We start from the raw sequence: 16702 nt of genomic DNA, 5'->3' as shown, positions 1-16702 counted from the left end.
CGCTATGCTTATACTATATGTATATATCAGAACTACTTCATGACTATATTGAGCACCTAGAAGTTGAAGGTGGTAGGTCTGCCAAAACTGCCGAAAATTATGAACTATATCTTGATCGTTTCGTAGAATTTACAGATAATATAACCGTTGATAAAATTACTACTGAGATAATTCGTAAGTATAGGTTATGGCTTAATAGATATAAGAATGATCATGAAGATGGGCTAGCTACAATCACCCAAAGCTACCATCTGATTGCTCTTCGTGGCTTTCTTACATATCTCTCAACTCGAGATATCCAAAGTCTGAGTCCTGAAAAAATTATTCTTCCAAAAGTTTCACGCAAGCAAGTTACCTTTCTTCACTACGATGAGGTCGAACGACTATTAGACACAATCCCTACTGACGATGAAACTGGCTTACGCGACAGAGCAATTATTGAGTTGTTATTTTCAAGTGGCCTTCGTGTTTCTGAGCTTGTTAATCTGAATCGTGATCATATCAATACTAAAAGACGAGAGTTTATGGTTCGAGGAAAAGGTCAAAAGGATCGACCAATTTTTATTGGTGAGGCGGCAGCTGCGCGAGTTGATGCATATCTTGCAGCACGTCTAGACAACCTACCTCCCTTATTCCTAAGCTACAGTCGTAATAATATGAGTAGTATGGGTGGTGACTACCGTCGGTTAACGAGCCGCAGCATACAACGAATTATTAGCAAATATGCCAGAATCGCCGGCATCACAAAACACGTCAGTCCTCATACAATGCGCCACAGTTTCGCAACAGATCTTCTTATGAACGGTGCGGACATACGTAGCGTTCAATCAATGTTAGGTCATAGTAGTATCACGACAACACAAGTATACACTCACGTTACAGATGAACATCTTCGTGAAATCTATGAGAAGTTTCATAGCGATACAGATTAAGGTGTACATGAGCTGACATAGTCAGCTGGGTCGTCCGTAATTGAAAAATTCTTACAGAGGTTACCTGTAATATCTACTGCTGCTTGTGGGTACGGGAAACCACCCCCAAGTGTCACACGTGACTTAACGCGTCGGAATAAATCATTTGCTCGTCCAGTTGAATCAACTTCAGATTGTGCGCCGGAAAATGGTACATCGGTTGCGCCATTTTTAAGTTTAATCTGAAAAGTAGATTTGTTGTAGATAGCACTGAGACGTAGGAACGCCGTACGATTATTAGCGCTACCATCAATAGGAGATGGCAATGTAATAGTAGCCGAACAAGCATACGTTGCGGTAACGAAATTAGGCTGACATCTTATAATCTGCGGTGCTGCAAGACCACTCCTACGATCGTCGTCAGCAAAATTTTTAGTATTTGATCCAATTGACGAAGGGTAGAGAAATAATGTATTCACGTCGCTATTAGCTCCAGAAGCTGTATCAAGATTAGATTGCGTAAATCGCCCGCCGACCTGTATTAACTGTGACCTCATTAAAGCTGGCGTATTGCCTTTCCATACACTTCCATTTGATTTTGGCAGGCTAATAATTGCCGGGTAAGACATTGTTCGACTTGGTGAATCACTACTCGTAAACCAATTAATTTCGATTCTATCGAAGGAGCTCGTTCCAGAAAGAGGAATAACTTGAGAATCGTTAGTTTGCAGTGTCCCAACATAATCAGGAGTGTTCACTGAAACCTTAACACACGTATAAGCTTGATCTAAATTTTTATCGGCTTCATCCTGCTGAATTAAGGTTTCATTGTTAGGCTGAGGCATATTGAGCGCCGTAGAGACTGAATCGCAACTATTAGATGCGAGCGCCGCACGAACCTTCGCGCAATCTACACCAGCTACAACTTGTCCATTCTGGTCACAGTTTTGTTCAAGGAGTAGTGCTCTTTTAGCGTCTTCGACCCCTGCCTGAGCTGAGTCGTACGCACTCTGAGATAGGTCACTTGTTGAAGCCTGTTGTTGATCATGCAACATAAGCTGAACAAAGCTTATAGTAACAACAGTTATAAGTAGTGCGGTAAAAATAACAATGAAAAGTGATACTACTCCCCTTTGATCGTTACGTTGTTGTGATGACATAAACATACTCCTTTAATAACCCGTCGAGACTTTATTACCAGCACGTGTAGTTATTGTGAACTGATTGACTGAACAATAATCTTCATCGCCCGAGCCAGCTGACGGAGCTCGGCAGGAGGTGTCGTTTGCAAGCAGTTGGCTACTATCATTAGTTCCAAGAGTTATCACTACTGAGTATAGCGCCTGCTTGATTATCAGATCCTCACTGCCCTTAGTGACTGTGAAAAGATGTACAACCAAGTCCCGGTCTCCACTATTTAATTGTTCGGTAGCATTTGCTTTCACAATATTTGAAGCTGGGTTATCGCATAAACTCCCACCATTATCCGTGACTTTCACAAACCGCACTTGAACGGTTCCTGCTGTATACTTATTATATATTGCCGGCGCTCCAGCGCCACCCCTTATTGCGCTACCTAAATTCCAGGCATATGTAAAGCGACCAGTACATAGCCTTCCGCCACCTGGTTTTACGATGTACCTAGTAGTAGGTGATGTTGTATCTACATCGAATGGTTCAGATTGAGATATCGTTCTACCGATATCGTCAGAGATCGCCCTTCCAGCTTGGTTTACTTCGCGCAGAGTAATTCCTTTGTTATAAATATTGCTTATCTGAATAGTTGTCACCGCTATTGCCATGAGTAAAAGTGAAACAAATGACATTGAAAGCATCAGTTCAATAATGGTAAAACCTTTTTTACTACCTTGGTTCATATAACCTCACGATCGTGCCGAGCGTCGACACTACACTACTACCCGGACTGTTCCAGCACGTACGAATATGGAAATCTATATACCCTAACTGGCCGACAGCCCCTGAACGGACTGCTTCTATCCATATCCCATATGCACTACTAATAGCTCCCGCGCTATAGCGCACCTGCGAAAATGGTGGTGAACCGACAGCTGCAGTAGACTTTGGTGCTTGATTCCATATTCTTGCTGTTTGCGTATTTAAAATAAATGCGCGACTTGGAAGAGACGGACATGTCACACCTACAGATTGACCAAAAGTGCTTGCCTGAGCGACCGATTTAGAATTTGCAATAGTCACCCACTCACCAGCGGTTCCCGTCGGAGGAGCACCTCCGCGCTGATAATTCGCAATGTATGACTGATTAATGAAACGAAGGGCCTCAGCCTGAGCATCCATCTGCTGGCGAACGAGTGTTATTTCAAGTGATCGTTGCGCAGTCGAAATGCTTTGATTCATCACAGAGAGACTTCCTACAGCAATCATGCTGAAAATTGTGACCGCAAGCAATACTTCTATAATGGTATCCCCTGCGTCGCTTCGAAAAGACTTGCCTAGCCGCATAATCCATCCGTTTCAAGAGGAATATTTACTGCGCCCTGATTACCTGCAAATGCATCAACCTGAACACCAATCTGGCGACCTACAAATGTTCCCACAGGTGCTGCTACGCATAGTACTCTGGCTACTTGGTTTAATGAACTGACCATTGTCTTTAAATCAGAGGGTACACCTGCAGTGTTTTTGATGAATGTCACTATCGATCCGCTCAGTGGCGAACGTAAAATTAATATCGAAAGTGAATATGGAGTTGTTTGATGCTGCGTAACTATAACCGATTGCCAGTTCATGGTGGTTATATCCTGATCTATTGTCAGTGTTGTCATTTTATAAAACTGAAGTTCGGCTATATCATTCCTGGCAATAGTCGTACCTTGTCGATAACCAACAACATTAGATGTTGTTATCATAGTGCCATTTTGAATTGTAACTAAGCGTCCCATCTGCACACAATCACTAGTACCCCTTGTTTGTCTACCCCTTGTTTGTCCAGCTGGAATCTCAGTAACAACACCTGAAGAATTACATGTCCAGTAATTATCTCGATTATTAGTTGTATTCGACACTAGGTTATATTGCTGCTGGAGAGTGGATTTTAATGAGTTAACACTATCTCGATACCTTTGCTGGCCGATAGCTACGCCTGAACCAACAAGAACTCCTACCGCGAGAAGTGCAGTGACAGCTAAAAATAGCATCGTTTCTATCATCGTAAAACCGCGGTTGTCGTTACTGCCCATTTGAGCCTCATTATAGCATAAACGTGTTAGCTACTGCGTCTAAATAGTGAGTGAAAAGTACCAATCAATTAATTGAGAGCCCCAGAGTCCTGCAATAATATATCCACCAATAAGTAGTGGTCCGAATGGAACGTGCGATGTTCTTTTCAACTTGCCACTTAACATCCCTGGAAGTACGATGATACATCCGATCACATTGGCAGCAAAAAGCGCAATTATAGCTAGGTCCCACTGTCCTAATAATAGCGCAAGGCCAAGGCCTAACTTAACGTCACCAAAGCCAATCCATGCACCTTTTGAAAGCAGCCACAATAGTCCATAAAGCCCACTCAATATAGCTACGGCGCCAATCACTGAAAGTAACTTTGAAATATCATCAAGATGAGGCGCTAGATGAATAATTGTCGCAACAGCACCTAATCCAATTAACGGGTAAACGACTTGGTTTGGTAATAAGAACCACCGCAGATCATACATAAACAGGATTGCTAGCATAACTCCTGCGATTAACCATATGATAAACTCCACTATCGCTGTACCTGACGTAAGTGGTATTGGCCAAACCATATATGAACCAACAAAGAATAGTGTTACTGCAAGCTCTGCAAGTGGCTCCATCCAACCTATCGGCTTGTGACAATAACGGCACTTACCACCAATTTGTAACCAACTAAGTACTGGAATAAGGTCATACCATGCAAGCCTGTGTTGACAGTGGAGGCAGCGGGAGTAATCTTTTGAAGTTTTTGTTTTTGCAAGCGGGAGTAAATTTTCATATTCGCGACGAGGTACCTTTTCTCCATCATGCTTATCTTGAAAAAGTTGTTTAGCTCGAAGTCGCCAGACAGTTGCTGCTGCAAAACTTCCAAAGCAGAGACCAAGCAGCGTGAGTCCTACGTATATATAGATTTGTTCCATAAGCATTATCATACCTTATATTGCGTACAAAGAAAAACCTCGGCATGTTTAGCTTGCCGAGGTTTTTTTGTTAGCTAGTTGCTAAACTAGTTATTGACGCAGGCTACACCACCACCTTCAAGCTTAGCGGCGAAAGCGACTTTATTACTACCCGCTGCAATGATTGACTCACCGCTACAAGTAGATTTATCGTATTGCCAAATTTCTGGCGTTGTAGACAACGCTACTGTAGGCGCTGTACGAACGATAGCCTTTGGAACAAATTTATAGTTACCACTTGATGGATCTTGAAATGTGTCACCTCCTGCTCTGAGATAGTTTGTCAAAAATAATGCATATGCTGCAGATGTTGAAGCCGGCAGTGCCTGTCGATTATTCGACTGGTAGCTTGTCAGTGCCGTAATAACACGACTCATGTCATTTTTACGCTGCGTATCACGCTGGTTACGCTGTAATGCAGGTAACGCGATAAATACCATAAGGAAGATAAGTCCAGCAATAGCTAGTACTAAAACCACCTCAATAATTGTGAATCCTTTTTCTTTGTTTTTTAACTGACCGTTCATAAAATATATTCCACCTTTCTATGAACAAATTAATGTCTGCGTTTTTACGCTTATGCTTATAGTACAGTACTCGTCTAGCATTGTCTAGACATTAACACCATTTACCAAGCTGTATATTGGGAGAAGAATTGCCCCGACCATACCACCAGCAACAACGGCTAGTACAACCATGAGAATAGGCTCGATGAGTGTTGAGATTGCTTTTATTTCTTCGTCAAGTTCGTCTTCGTAAACCTGCGCAGTCTTACCCATCATCTCGTCGATCTTACCTGATTGCTCACCAATCTTAATCATTTGTGGAACAAGTGGGAGTATATAATCTTCAGGCTGCAAAGAAGCAGATAGAGCCTTACCGCCTTTAACTTTCTCGGCCGCTCTATCGATACTTTTACCAATGACAGTATTATTAACCGCTTCACTCGTTATTCGCAGCATGTCTAGCATCGCAACACCGGTACTAAGGAGTGTTTGCCCTGTTCTAGCAAACCGAGCCATATAAAGCTTTCTGAACATGTTTCCAAAAAGTGGCACATTTAATTTAAATGTGTCTATCATTTTAATACCGCTGTCTGTTTTAAGATATTGCATAAAAAAGTATCCGCCAATACCGAGTATGGCAATCACAAGCCACCAGAAGTGAGCAAGAAAATCTGCAGCAGTAACCATAGCCTGAGTTAAAAATGGTAATTGCTTTTTAAGGTCATGGTAGAGCTTTTCTACCTGCGGAACAACGGTAAATAACATAAAGCCCATAACTCCGAATATGACGACAAGAACAATTAGTGGATACGTTAATGCACCCTTAATTTTCCCTGCCGTTGCAGCATCTTTTTCCTGCTGAGCTGCAATCCGACGCAGTGAATCGTCAAGTGTTCCAGATGTTTCACCAGCAGCAATAAGTGACAGAAAGACTTTATCAAATACGTCCGAGTGCTTAGAAAAAGACTCGGATAGAGAACGTCCACCCTCTACGGAAGCGACTATATCCTGAATAACACCTTGGAGTCGTTTATTTTCAGTCTGCTCAAGAACTGTGTGAAGACTTTGAGATAGCGGTAATCCAGCTCCGATGAGCGTTGCGAGCTGACGAGTAAAGACAATCTTGTCTTTTGATGTTACGCGATTCTTAAGACCACTGAAAAAACCCTTACTCTCATCAATTTCTTTAATTTCAAGAGGAGTAAATCCCTGTTCAATCAACAGTTTTGCTGCTGAATTCTCAGAATCTGCCTGGACAGTAGCTTTAACGATTTTATTCGTTGCACTATCTTTTGCTTGATAATTAAATTTTTTCACGCTTAGCCTCTCATTAATCTTTCGAATTCAGTTAGATCGACAGCGAAGTTTCGGGCCTCATCATACGTAACAGTTCCACTTTGTACGAGACTGACAAGCGTCCTGTCCATTGTCTGCATTCCTTGATCTGCACTTGTTTGAATAACTGCATCAAGTTGATGACTCTTACCCTCCCGTATAATGTTACGTACAGCTGGGTTTGCAATCAAAACTTCTACAGCAACAACACGTCCCCCACCAATAGCTGGCACAAGACGCTGCGAACAAATTGCCATCAAAATGTTGCTAAGCTGTGCCCTAATCTGAGGTTGCTGGTGTGGAGGAAACACGTCGATCATACGGTCAATTGACTGCGCGGCAGAGTTAGTATGAAGAGTCGCAAAAACCAAGTGTCCTGTCTCTGCGATAGTAATCGCTGCTGAGATTGTCTCAAGATCACGCATCTCACCAATAAGCACAACATCAGGATCTTGACGAAGGCTTGATCGCAGGGCAGCTGAGAAGGAATATGTGTCATAGTGAACTTCACGTTGCACAATCACTGATTTTTTAGACTTGTGAGTAAACTCGATTGGATCTTCAATTGTTATAATATGTTGAGCACGCTCGACATTTATCTTATCCACAAGCGACGCGAGAGTCGTCGATTTACCCGATCCTGTAGGGCCGGTTACAAGAACAAGACCTCTAGGATAATCCGCAAAACTCATAACTACTGCAGGCATACCGAGTTCAGTAACTGATTTTATTTCATTTGGTATCAAGCGAAGTGCGGCAGCAAGATTACCACGCTCGTGAAATGCATTTACGCGAAATCGGCCAAGCGTTCCAAAAGCGAAGCTAAAATCAAACTCTTTATCTTTAATTAAAATTTGTTGCTGATCCTGGTCAAGAATTGCAAAGATTAGCGACTCAATCGCCGGCTCATCTAAAGGATTGTACCCAGGAATTGGTGCAAGTGTACCGTCAACACGCAGCATTGGAGGTAGGCTAACTTGAAGATGAAGGTCTGATGCCCTCTTCTTGACGACTTCTTCTAGTAGCACTTCGATTCGTAATTCTTGTGTATTCATATTTTTACCCTTCTTATGCTATATCCGACGCGACGCGGTTAACTTCTTCAATTGTAGTAAGCCCCTGTAGTGCTTTGAGATATCCATCCTGACGCATTGTTACCATACCCTGCTCGACTGCTTTACGCTGAATTTCAGAACTTGTTGCACGAGTGACAATCAAATTTTGTATTTCTTCGTTGACATCCATCACTTCGTAAAGCCCTGCTCGCCCAGTGTAGCCCCTTGGGGTTTGGAGCGTATCTTTGCCCTTGACTAAAGTATAAGCGCTTTTCCCTGCCAGTGGCAAGTCTTTGTAGCCTAGATCTTCAGAAACTCTTAAAACGTCCTCTTTAGTCTTTGGTAAAAGATGTCCAATCGTTGCCAAGATATTTTGTGTTTCTATCGGTGAGGACTCGTAACTATCCCTCTTTGGAGCCACGCGCCTCACAAGTCGCTGCCCAATAATTGTATTAACCGTACTTGCTATAAGAAATGGCTCGATACCCATATCAAGTAAGCGAGGTAACACACCTGCAGCTGAATTAGTGTGAAGTGTGCTGAACACAAGGTGACCCGTTAGCGCAGCTTGAACTGCAAGGTTAGCTGTTTCTGCATCACGGATCTCACCTACCATCACAACATTTGGGTCTTGGCGTAGAATTGAGCGAAGTCCTGCTGCGAATGTGAGGCCTACATCAGCGTTAACCTGAATTTGGTTCACTCCGTCCATTTTGTATTCGACTGGATCTTCGAGGGTAACAATATTAATACTTTCGTCCTTGATCTCTTTAATAAGAGCGTAGAGACTTGTTGACTTACCTGAACCGGTTGGTCCAGACGTAAGTACCATGCCATTTGGCTTACGTATTCCCTTACGAATAGCTCGAAGTGCTCGACCAGCATACCCCATTTCTTCGATATCAAAACTGTTGCCAGACTTATCAAGCAAACGGATCACCACTTGTTCTCCCCAGACTACAGGGCTAATAGCAATACGAAGATCGACTTCTTTTTGAGCTACATTGACCGTAAACTGACCGTCCTGAGGGATGCGATGCTCATCAATCTTTAAGTTTGATAGGATTTTAATACGGCTTACAAGCGCTGGCTCAATCGATTTCGGAAGTTGCATGATCTCACGAAGAACACCGTCTACACGACAGCGGATTTTCAGTGTCTTTTCGAGTGGTTCAATATGAATATCGCTCGCACGTGACTTAACAGCATATTCAAGGATTGTGCTAAGAGCCCGACTAATCGGCGAATCCTGAACAATCGTCTTAATATCGTTATCACTTTTGTTAACTGCCTCCTCTTGAGAAGCTTCTGCTGCTGCGTCGACACTTGAAAGATCGGTCCGATATTGCTCAAGAACATGTCGTACACCTGTCTCAGAGGCCATGAACACTTTAATTGGACGCTGAATACGATTTGCTAGATAATCTACAGCTTGGACGTTATTAGCGTCAATCATAGCGACCGCAAGTCGATTTTGAACCTCTGCGAGTGGTACGGCCATAAATCGGGCTGCAATATCCTCAGGTAAAAGAACTAGAGCGCTTTGATCAATAAGACTATTTGTAAGGTTGACATATGGTACACCTGATACCTGAGCAATTGCATGAGTCAGGAGTTCTTCATCAACAATATTCTGTTCTGTTAAAAAAGCCATGAGTGGCTTGCTAGCCTTGATAGCGTCAGCTTCAGCAGCCTTAAGCGCATCTTGTGTCACTAAGCCTTCTTCAGAAAGAAGCGTAAGTAACTTTTCTTGAATATCGCCAGTCAGAAGTGCCATATGCGGCGCCCTACTGACTACTCGAATTAGTCGTTGGATTTGTTGTTGCGCCTGTTTGTGAACCAATGATAACTTCTACTGTGGGGTTAATCGCATTTGAGTTAAATATGGCCTTATCTGGCTCGGAGACATCACTGGAGATTGACTGAGCTGTTTTAACCTTAACGACTTGATTCTGTACATCACCAACAACACCTTTAGCTACGAAATAGGCTATTAGCATGCTCGCGGATGCGATAAGAATGATCATTGCAATATCTGATTTTTTCATGGTTTTACCGGCTTATCCTTTAATTCAACTGTCTTAGCAGGTTGGTAAAATGCCCTACCCTCTACAGAAAGTACAATCTTAGTACCTTGCGTCTCAATAGTAAGTGAGGTGATGTCTATTGCCCTGATTGAACGCTCTAATCGCTGAAGCAATTCTTTTAACGGTGTTGGGTTAGTTATATCTGTGTTAACTGAAAAACGGAATGTAATTTGGTTTGTGTCCTGAAGAGCGGTACCACTTGCATCCTCAACACTTGAATCACTTTGCGTTTCGACACCCTGAACCGTGTCTGTCGCAAATGACTCAATTGTAATCCCATCTCCCGGTATAAGCTTCTCCTGGAGAGACGAACCAAGAGCCGTAGAGTTAGCGTCGGATGGAAGTGCATCAAGAACAACCTGAAGTGGCTGATCATCTGGTTTTGCTCGAGAATCCATTAATGCTTTGTTTGTATTTAAGACACGTATCTTCGACTTCAAATCTTCCATAATATTATTGTTATGAACTAAGATAGTCCCCGTATTTGACTTTTCAGCAAGAACCTTTTCGTTAAACTGAAGTTTTTGAAATAGGAATATTGCTCCTACAACGCAGAAACCTACGACAACTGAAATACCAGCTACCCATAAAAACATCATCCTATTCGCTCCAGCAATTTGCTGTCTTTTGCGTATTGCAACTTCTTTGTTAGCAGAAGCCATATTAGTTAGTCCCCTTTATATCAGCAGCCTTAACAGTAAACAAACTTTGCGGTACACCAAGGAACGAATCTGTCACATTTTTCTTTCCTGGTGCAACGATAACAGCGTTCTGAACCCCGTGGCTGAATAACTCTTCTGAGTAAGTGACTGTTAGGGAAAACCTCAAGATTTTTGTACCTGTCGTGTCTTCGCCGTAGCTCTGGTCTCCTAAGCTAGTTGCCGTTACAAGAGGAACTGTCTGCGTCTTTCCGTCTTTTACAAACTGAATAGTTGTTGCGAGGATAGTTTTCTTGTAGACTTCAAGTGCCGAGAAACTATTTTGCGCCTGAGCTTCGAGTTTGATTGTTTTAGAATCAGAATCAAGTGTAGCTTTTGTGAGTGAGATACTATTTGGAGCCTCAGGATTAATCGTTGTCAAGACATCAAATACTCTTGAGTCTATATGTTTAGCATCGTGAGTCGCGCCAATTTGTGCTAATTGATTCTGTATCGTCAAAGTGTTTCCAATATCTGGTACATTGCTAAGCTTCGCGCTTTCGTCCGTAATCGTTTTATCGGCTAAGTAACCGCGACCAGCTTGAACGGCAAAAACCCAAATAGCTAAAAGCACCACAACTCCGGCAGATGCTAGCCCTACGATAATCGCTATAGAAATAACAGTCGAACGGACTCTTTGAGCCTTAATCAGTTCTTGTTTAACATCAGGGATAAGATTGATTTCAATCATCGCTTGTTAGTCCTCTGGGCAAGACCGACTGCGGTTGAAAACTCAGCTGCGACTGTTGCTAACTGTTGCTGATCAGCCTGTGAGACTTTTACTTTTTGCCACGGGTTAGCCGTAACCGAAGGAACAGTTGTTTTAGCAGTAACATAATCACCAAATCGTGGCACTACACTCGCGTACCCGGAAAGAAGTATCCCGCTTACGGACGTGTTAGGATATCGTGTCTGGAAAAACTTAATTGACTTAGTAAGTTCAGCAGCAAAACTATCAAGAACATTTTCAACAGCACGAAATACTTGACCTTCGAGGCGATCAGGAGCAAGACCAAATTTCAAAATAAACTGTCGCGCCTGGTCCTCTTGTACGTTTAGGTTCTGCACAGCTGCTTTAATAAGTGAGCTGAGACCTGTTGGTATTGTGCGTACTAGTCTTGGTGAATCACCATACGTGATTGCAAGATCTGTTGATAACTCGCCCATATCGATAATAAGGCGAGCATCCTGGACGCCTAAAGGCAAGACTGATCTGATCATAGCAATCGGATCCGGCTCAGCTGCGATCACATTAAATCCAAGGCCTTCGACGAATTCAAGTCGCTCTTCTGAATAAATGTTTGCTGTACTTGCAAGAAGTACTTCTTGCTGCCTAGGATCGTGTAATGACTGTCCCAGCAGCGTCCAGTCAACTTTAGCTTCATCTATAGCCATAGGTATGTACTGATCAATCTGGTATTTAATCGTACTTTTAAGTTCAGCTTCAGACATACTTGGTACATCGATAACAGTCGTGAATGTCTTCTGAGACGGCAGCCCGATAGCAACGTTTTTTGTTTTGATGCCACTCTGCCCGACAGCTGTCATTATTACCTCACCAAGACGATGCTGTGATTCCTTGGAGTTAGCACTTGTGATCTTAGAGTCAACTGGAGCATACCCGTAATGAAGAAGCGTCCAACTATCTTGTCCGCTTGCTGCCAACTGAACTACTCGTACCGCATTGGTGCCAATATCCAGAGCAAAAAAGTCGCCCACGCCTTTTGTAAATGCCATATTGTTTATCATTATACATAAGCGTTACGAGTTATGGCAAGCTCTTTTGCTCATTCCGTAAAAACTAAAACCGCGGAGGAACTTCGTAACTAAAAACTGTAGTCGCGTTACTATTGCCGTTGACCTGCGCCTGCGCCCATAAATAGGCGTCAGCACGGAGGTTGATCGTTTCAGCAGGATCATCCGATGCTGCACCTGTATTCGAGCCTGCAGTTCGTCTTAGGTATAGCTTATTGGAAACAACAGGACCATTTATCTTCAGTGTATTTGTACAGATATTCGATCCTAGTTTTATATTCGTCGCTACGTCTGAGCATGTATTAATGTTGTTGGTTGCAATTAGCCATGCATCAACGTTCGTAACATTACCTTTGATGTTGATTGAACTTGCAATAATAATCGCCTGCGGTAACTCACTTATCTGGTTGAACGGTCCTGGCACGTAGCTTATGTCATTTATAATTGTAACCGTCGCATTTGGTGCCAAAATAACGATAGATTTATTCTTTTTTATTGTACTTGCACCAATATTTATAGGATTTACACCATTATATCGAAGAATACCACTTCGGTCAGTTAAGGATAGGTCGCCGGAGATTATTGTTGACGGCTTACTTAGGAAATACGTTGCGATAGCCGGCTTTGCTGGAAGCGTCGTTGCTCCACCGAATGATCCAAAAATACCCCCCCTATTCGCAAACGTTAATGCACTCCAAGAATCTTGTGGTTCTGTAGGTGAGCCATTCACAAGTCCGGCCCCAGAAGCCGCACCGCTGTTTCTTCCGACTGAAAAAATGCCATACTCTCCCCAACTTCCAAAGGTTTTCTCACTGCTTCCTACCTTTTTTGTCGACGTACTTGTAGCCACCAAACCGCGAGTTACGACATCACTTCCCCATATTTGAACTTTAGGCTTCTTACCAATCTTTACACAATCTGGAGCACTGTGTCGCCAGTCCGTACTTCCGTTCTTGTAAGGCTTCACTGAAAGTGCGTAACAAATTTTTGAGCCTACTGGAAGATCACCTATATCATCTGACAATGGATCGAGCGTCGCTGTCTCAACTTTGTATATACCAGAGCCAGTTGCGAGTCTTGTACAGGATACAGATGGAAGGAAATAGTCGTTACATGGAGTTTTCGTATTTGGGTTTGCTGTAGTGCCACTTTGTGAAGTCCCGCCACCGCTATTAGGGACAGCTAGGCCACTCGCCACGACAAATCGATTAATCTGCCAGCCTGCGTCTTCACTATCAGTACGGCCGTTATTTTGTATCTTTGCGGTTGTTGTTACAGTTGCACCTGGCTCGACGGTCGAGCCATTAACACTAAGCGTAGGAATTAAATTGTAGCTCGAGCATACTACTGTCGAATAAATGGAATTATACGGCATACCAAACTGGATACCATTTCCCGAGCTTACATTACGCCAAATCCAGTTATACTCTTTGTCTTTTTCAAACGGAAATTTGAGACTCCCCTTTGCATCGTTACCACCAACTTGTAAATATCTCCCCTGTGCATCAAAACCGTACTGATTTTTTACTAAAACATAAGGATCATTACTGCCTCTGTCGCGCACACCTACCTCAAAAAATATGTTACCTTCTTGGTTGCCAAGGCCTTTATCGGCATCGAACCATTTTAGTGGTTGAAGTTGTTTTGTCATATCGGCATCACATGGAATTGCAAACTTAAGCTGGAATGCAGTGTTCTGTGACCCACTCGGTGGTCGCTTGCCAATAGCAAATGTACTGTTATCCTGGTTTGTGTAACTAACATATCCGTTTGCATGATTTGCTTGATCTAGTACAGATACCGTGAACGCATTCGTTCCATTTCCAGTTGGCTGCGTAAGAGTCGTCTTGAGGCGAGTTACATAATATTTGCCGAGTCCAGCGCTTGTGCTTCCTCTCGTAATGATGTTGGCTGGTTGCAATGTTAAGCTTGCTCCAGTACATGCAGGGCTATCGGGAAGAATAGTGTTAAACGCAGTAGTAATGACGCCTACGTCGTCTGGATCACCACCATCATAGAGGGTAAAAGAAGTATCCGAACCTGATTTGACACCTGGATTACTTGAGTCCAACGGTGTACCATTCTTGTTATAACAGTGATTATAATTCCCAATAACAATCTTTGGGTTTGGAGTCAGAGAATAGATAACAACAGTCGATACGGGTGCATTAAGACTACTGCCATCACCTTTTGAAACGATCAGGTATACAGGAGATTGGCCGGTGCCGTCTTCAAAGTTAGAGTCAGGTCCATCTGGAGCTCGGTATGAAACGGCGTGTGCATTATGTACGTTAATAATACCAAGTGTTGCGCTCGCCAGTACAAATACGAGCACTGCTATATTTTTTAGTTTACGAAATGTCATGAACCTAAAGCCTTAACTATGTCTTTATATGTCTGGGTATCTTTACCACCAGAAGCCTCATACGCTGTTTTAAGTTTCATAAGAGTTGCTTTATATTCGGCAGTATTGCCAAGTTTCATGTATGCAGTGGAGATGTATGTCAGCATACTAATATCTTGACTATGCCCTTCAACGGCAAGTCCCTGATTACCGAAAGTAATTACCTTTTGCCAGTCCTCATAAACTGAGGCAGTCGTTATTTGAACCTGAATATTGTTAAACACACTTTGAGGCGTTGAATCCATAGGTTTAGTACTATAAACCCCATTTAAAGCCGTCTGGCTGTTTTTAGAGTAGTCTGTAGAATTTGTGACGGGAATTCCTTCACGCGAAATTGGCTGTAAGCCTGAATCTACTTGAGCTTGATCATTTTTTGGAGATGACGGTGTTACAGACCAAACTTTAGAAAAAAGTACCCAAAATAGTACAGTGAGAATAACAACACTGACAAAAGAACTAATAATAATTAGTTTTTTCTTATCGTGGACCCAAGCTAGTGATATTTTATTCCAATGAATGAATGAAGGCATTATATCGATACGTGTTCTTTAAACTGCTAATACTTAAAGTATAGGGCTCAGCGCACAAAAGCGCAACTTAGTTCCATCTCTGTTATAATAAAATGCTATGAGTCTCTCTATTGGCATCGTCGGTCTACCAAATGTTGGAAAATCTACCCTCTTTAATGCACTTACAAATAATAATATTCTTGCAGCAAATTATCCGTTTGCAACGATTGAGCCAAATACTGGAATTGTTCCAGTTCCAGATCCTCGACTTGACGTTCTCCGGTCTATGTATACGGCTGAAAAAGTTATCCCAGCTGTCATAACGTTTGTTGACATCGCAGGATTAGTGGCTGGTGCGAGTAACGGTGAGGGGCTTGGCAATAAATTTCTTGCAAATATCCGAAACTGCGAAGCAATTGTACATATCGTCCGCGCATTCGAGAATAATGACATCATCCACGTTTCTGAAAAAATTGACCCTCGTGATGACATTGAAGTTATAAATACCGAACTTATGCTCGCAGATATCCAAACAATCGAAACTCGACTTCCAAAACTAATCAAGGAGTCAAAAGCCAAGCCTGCTATCAAGACCCAGGTTGAATACCTACAAAGCCTACTCGTGCATCTTCAAGCTGGTACGCCATTATCAGCACTCCCTTCTATTGATCTTGATACAGTAGCCGACCTCCATCTATTGACAGCTAAACCAGTTATTTATGCTTTCAATGTCGATGAGGAGACACTTCTCAATGGCTCCAAGAAAGAGTTGCTTTCAAAACTAGTTGCTCCTTCGCGAACAATTTTTGTATGCGCAAAGTTAGAAGAAGAATTAAAAGGACTCGAAATTGCCGAAGCTACTGAACTGCTCGAAAGCTATGGAGTTGAAGAAACTGGATTACTCCAGATGATCCACGCAGCGTATGACATTCTCGGATTACAAAGTTACTTAACCGCTGGTCCCAAGGAAGTTCGCGCATGGACAATAAAAAAAGGCGCGACTGCGCCCCAAGCCGCTGGAGTTATTCATAGTGATTTTGAGCGTGGATTTATCGCAGCCCAAATTATCGACTTTGATGATCTCGTAGCAGCTGGCTCGGAAGCTGCGGCGAAGCAACAAGGCAAAGTTCGAACTGAAGGCAAAACATATATCATGCAACCCGGTGATATTGTAGATTTTCGCTTCAACGTTTAGCAATTAAAAATACCTCCTTATGGAGGCAGAATCTTCTATGTGTGCTGAGCCCCGCAGGGAGGTGATCAAGTG

General features: G+C 42.7%; 17 protein-coding genes. 2 read left to right on the top strand and 15 right to left on the bottom strand.

Going from position 1 to position 16702, the window contains the following annotated elements:
- Nucleotides 1-17: 17 nt before the first annotated feature.
- Nucleotides 18-932 (top strand): site-specific tyrosine recombinase/integron integrase, encoded by a 915-nt coding sequence (xerA, locus tag ABIS22_03885; GenBank protein ID MEO7741030.1) that lies wholly within the window; start codon nucleotides 18-20, stop codon nucleotides 930-932.
- Here the strand turns inward: xerA and ABIS22_03880 are convergent.
- The 15 genes from ABIS22_03880 to ABIS22_03810 form a co-directional block, all read right to left on the bottom strand.
- Nucleotides 929-2071, bottom strand: a complete 1143-nt coding sequence (locus tag ABIS22_03880) for a hypothetical protein (GenBank protein ID MEO7741029.1) — start codon at nucleotides 2069-2071, stop codon at nucleotides 929-931. The two genes, xerA and ABIS22_03880, sit on opposite strands and share 4 nt — an antisense overlap.
- A 12-nt stretch (nucleotides 2072-2083) precedes the next feature.
- The gene (locus ABIS22_03875; protein ID MEO7741028.1) at nucleotides 2084-2788 is read right to left on the bottom strand and encodes a hypothetical protein; all 705 of its coding nucleotides are present in this window, start codon (nucleotides 2786-2788) and stop codon (nucleotides 2084-2086) included.
- Complete coding sequence (locus tag ABIS22_03870) at nucleotides 2775-3287, bottom strand: hypothetical protein (protein ID MEO7741027.1); 513 nt, start codon at nucleotides 3285-3287, stop codon at nucleotides 2775-2777. The genes ABIS22_03875 and ABIS22_03870 overlap by 14 nt, the downstream gene beginning before the upstream one ends.
- Before the next feature lie 95 nt (nucleotides 3288-3382).
- Nucleotides 3383-4129, bottom strand: coding sequence for a prepilin-type N-terminal cleavage/methylation domain-containing protein (locus tag ABIS22_03865; protein ID MEO7741026.1), 747 nt, complete (start codon nucleotides 4127-4129; stop codon nucleotides 3383-3385).
- Nucleotides 4130-4168: 39 nt separating this feature from the next.
- Nucleotides 4169-5047: a prepilin peptidase gene (locus ABIS22_03860; protein MEO7741025.1), complete on the bottom strand. Its 879-nt coding sequence runs from the start codon at nucleotides 5045-5047 to the stop codon at nucleotides 4169-4171.
- Between the two features lie 86 nt (nucleotides 5048-5133).
- Entirely contained in the window at nucleotides 5134-5613 is a 480-nt protein-coding gene (locus ABIS22_03855; protein ID MEO7741024.1) for a type II secretion system protein, read from the bottom strand.
- Between the two features lie 84 nt (nucleotides 5614-5697).
- Complete coding sequence (locus tag ABIS22_03850) at nucleotides 5698-6909, bottom strand: type II secretion system F family protein (GenBank protein MEO7741023.1); 1212 nt, start codon at nucleotides 6907-6909, stop codon at nucleotides 5698-5700.
- 2 nt (nucleotides 6910-6911) lie between these two features.
- Nucleotides 6912-7982, bottom strand: a complete 1071-nt coding sequence (locus tag ABIS22_03845; protein ID MEO7741022.1) for a type IV pilus twitching motility protein PilT — start codon at nucleotides 7980-7982, stop codon at nucleotides 6912-6914.
- Between the two features lie 13 nt (nucleotides 7983-7995).
- Nucleotides 7996-9759, bottom strand: a complete 1764-nt coding sequence (locus ABIS22_03840) for a GspE/PulE family protein (GenBank protein MEO7741021.1) — start codon at nucleotides 9757-9759, stop codon at nucleotides 7996-7998.
- Nucleotides 9760-9769: 10 nt separating this feature from the next.
- Complete coding sequence (locus ABIS22_03835; protein ID MEO7741020.1) at nucleotides 9770-10030, bottom strand: hypothetical protein; 261 nt, start codon at nucleotides 10028-10030, stop codon at nucleotides 9770-9772.
- Complete coding sequence (locus ABIS22_03830; protein ID MEO7741019.1) at nucleotides 10027-10731, bottom strand: hypothetical protein; 705 nt, start codon at nucleotides 10729-10731, stop codon at nucleotides 10027-10029. Before ABIS22_03830 ends, ABIS22_03835 begins: the two co-directional genes overlap by 4 nt.
- Before the next feature lies 1 nt (nucleotide 10732).
- Nucleotides 10733-11458 (bottom strand): hypothetical protein, encoded by a 726-nt coding sequence (locus tag ABIS22_03825; GenBank protein MEO7741018.1) that lies wholly within the window; start codon nucleotides 11456-11458, stop codon nucleotides 10733-10735.
- Complete coding sequence (gene pilM / locus ABIS22_03820; GenBank protein MEO7741017.1) at nucleotides 11455-12504, bottom strand: type IV pilus assembly protein PilM; 1050 nt, start codon at nucleotides 12502-12504, stop codon at nucleotides 11455-11457. The genes ABIS22_03825 and pilM overlap by 4 nt, the downstream gene beginning before the upstream one ends.
- A gap of 64 nt (nucleotides 12505-12568) precedes the next feature.
- Nucleotides 12569-14887: a hypothetical protein gene (locus ABIS22_03815; protein MEO7741016.1), complete on the bottom strand. Its 2319-nt coding sequence runs from the start codon at nucleotides 14885-14887 to the stop codon at nucleotides 12569-12571.
- Nucleotides 14884-15456 carry a hypothetical protein gene (locus tag ABIS22_03810; GenBank protein ID MEO7741015.1) on the bottom strand — a complete coding sequence of 191 codons (573 nt, stop codon included), beginning with the start codon at nucleotides 15454-15456 and terminating at the stop codon, nucleotides 14884-14886. Before ABIS22_03810 ends, ABIS22_03815 begins: the two co-directional genes overlap by 4 nt.
- Nucleotides 15457-15553: 97 nt before the next feature.
- Here ABIS22_03810 and ychF point away from each other — a divergent pair, with 97 nt between their 5' ends.
- Nucleotides 15554-16630, top strand: coding sequence for a redox-regulated ATPase YchF (ychF, locus tag ABIS22_03805; protein ID MEO7741014.1), 1077 nt, complete (start codon nucleotides 15554-15556; stop codon nucleotides 16628-16630).
- Nucleotides 16631-16702 lie beyond the last annotated feature (72 nt).

Source organism: Candidatus Saccharimonadales bacterium (genome assembly GCA_039928925.1).
GTDB lineage: Bacteria > Patescibacteriota > Saccharimonadia > Saccharimonadales > Saccharimonadaceae > UBA6022.
This window is presented reverse-complemented; position numbering and strand designations above follow the sequence as displayed.

Excerpts from the sequence above, each read along its gene's own strand:
- xerA (MEO7741030.1), top strand. The coding sequence starts at position 18 with ATGTATATATCAGAACTACTTCATGACTATATTGAGCACCTAGAAGTT.
- ABIS22_03880 (MEO7741029.1), bottom strand. The coding sequence starts at position 2,071 with ATGTCATCACAACAACGTAACGATCAAAGGGGAGTAGTATCACTTTTC.
- ABIS22_03875 (MEO7741028.1), bottom strand. The coding sequence starts at position 2,788 with ATGAACCAAGGTAGTAAAAAAGGTTTTACCATTATTGAACTGATGCTT.
- ABIS22_03870 (MEO7741027.1), bottom strand. The coding sequence starts at position 3,287 with ATGAATCAAAGCATTTCGACTGCGCAACGATCACTTGAAATAACACTC.
- ABIS22_03865 (MEO7741026.1), bottom strand. The coding sequence starts at position 4,129 with ATGGGCAGTAACGACAACCGCGGTTTTACGATGATAGAAACGATGCTA.
- ABIS22_03860 (MEO7741025.1), bottom strand. The coding sequence starts at position 5,047 with ATGGAACAAATCTATATATACGTAGGACTCACGCTGCTTGGTCTCTGC.
- ABIS22_03855 (MEO7741024.1), bottom strand. The coding sequence starts at position 5,613 with ATGAACGGTCAGTTAAAAAACAAAGAAAAAGGATTCACAATTATTGAG.
- ABIS22_03845 (MEO7741022.1), bottom strand. The coding sequence starts at position 7,982 with ATGAATACACAAGAATTACGAATCGAAGTGCTACTAGAAGAAGTCGTC.
- ABIS22_03840 (MEO7741021.1), bottom strand. The coding sequence starts at position 9,759 with ATGGCACTTCTGACTGGCGATATTCAAGAAAAGTTACTTACGCTTCTT.
- ABIS22_03835 (MEO7741020.1), bottom strand. The coding sequence starts at position 10,030 with ATGAAAAAATCAGATATTGCAATGATCATTCTTATCGCATCCGCGAGC.
- ABIS22_03830 (MEO7741019.1), bottom strand. The coding sequence starts at position 10,731 with ATGGCTTCTGCTAACAAAGAAGTTGCAATACGCAAAAGACAGCAAATT.
- ABIS22_03825 (MEO7741018.1), bottom strand. The coding sequence starts at position 11,458 with ATGATTGAAATCAATCTTATCCCTGATGTTAAACAAGAACTGATTAAG.
- pilM (MEO7741017.1), bottom strand. The coding sequence starts at position 12,504 with ATGGCATTTACAAAAGGCGTGGGCGACTTTTTTGCTCTGGATATTGGC.
- ABIS22_03815 (MEO7741016.1), bottom strand. The coding sequence starts at position 14,887 with ATGACATTTCGTAAACTAAAAAATATAGCAGTGCTCGTATTTGTACTG.
- ABIS22_03810 (MEO7741015.1), bottom strand. The coding sequence starts at position 15,456 with ATGCCTTCATTCATTCATTGGAATAAAATATCACTAGCTTGGGTCCAC.
- ychF (MEO7741014.1), top strand. The coding sequence starts at position 15,554 with ATGAGTCTCTCTATTGGCATCGTCGGTCTACCAAATGTTGGAAAATCT.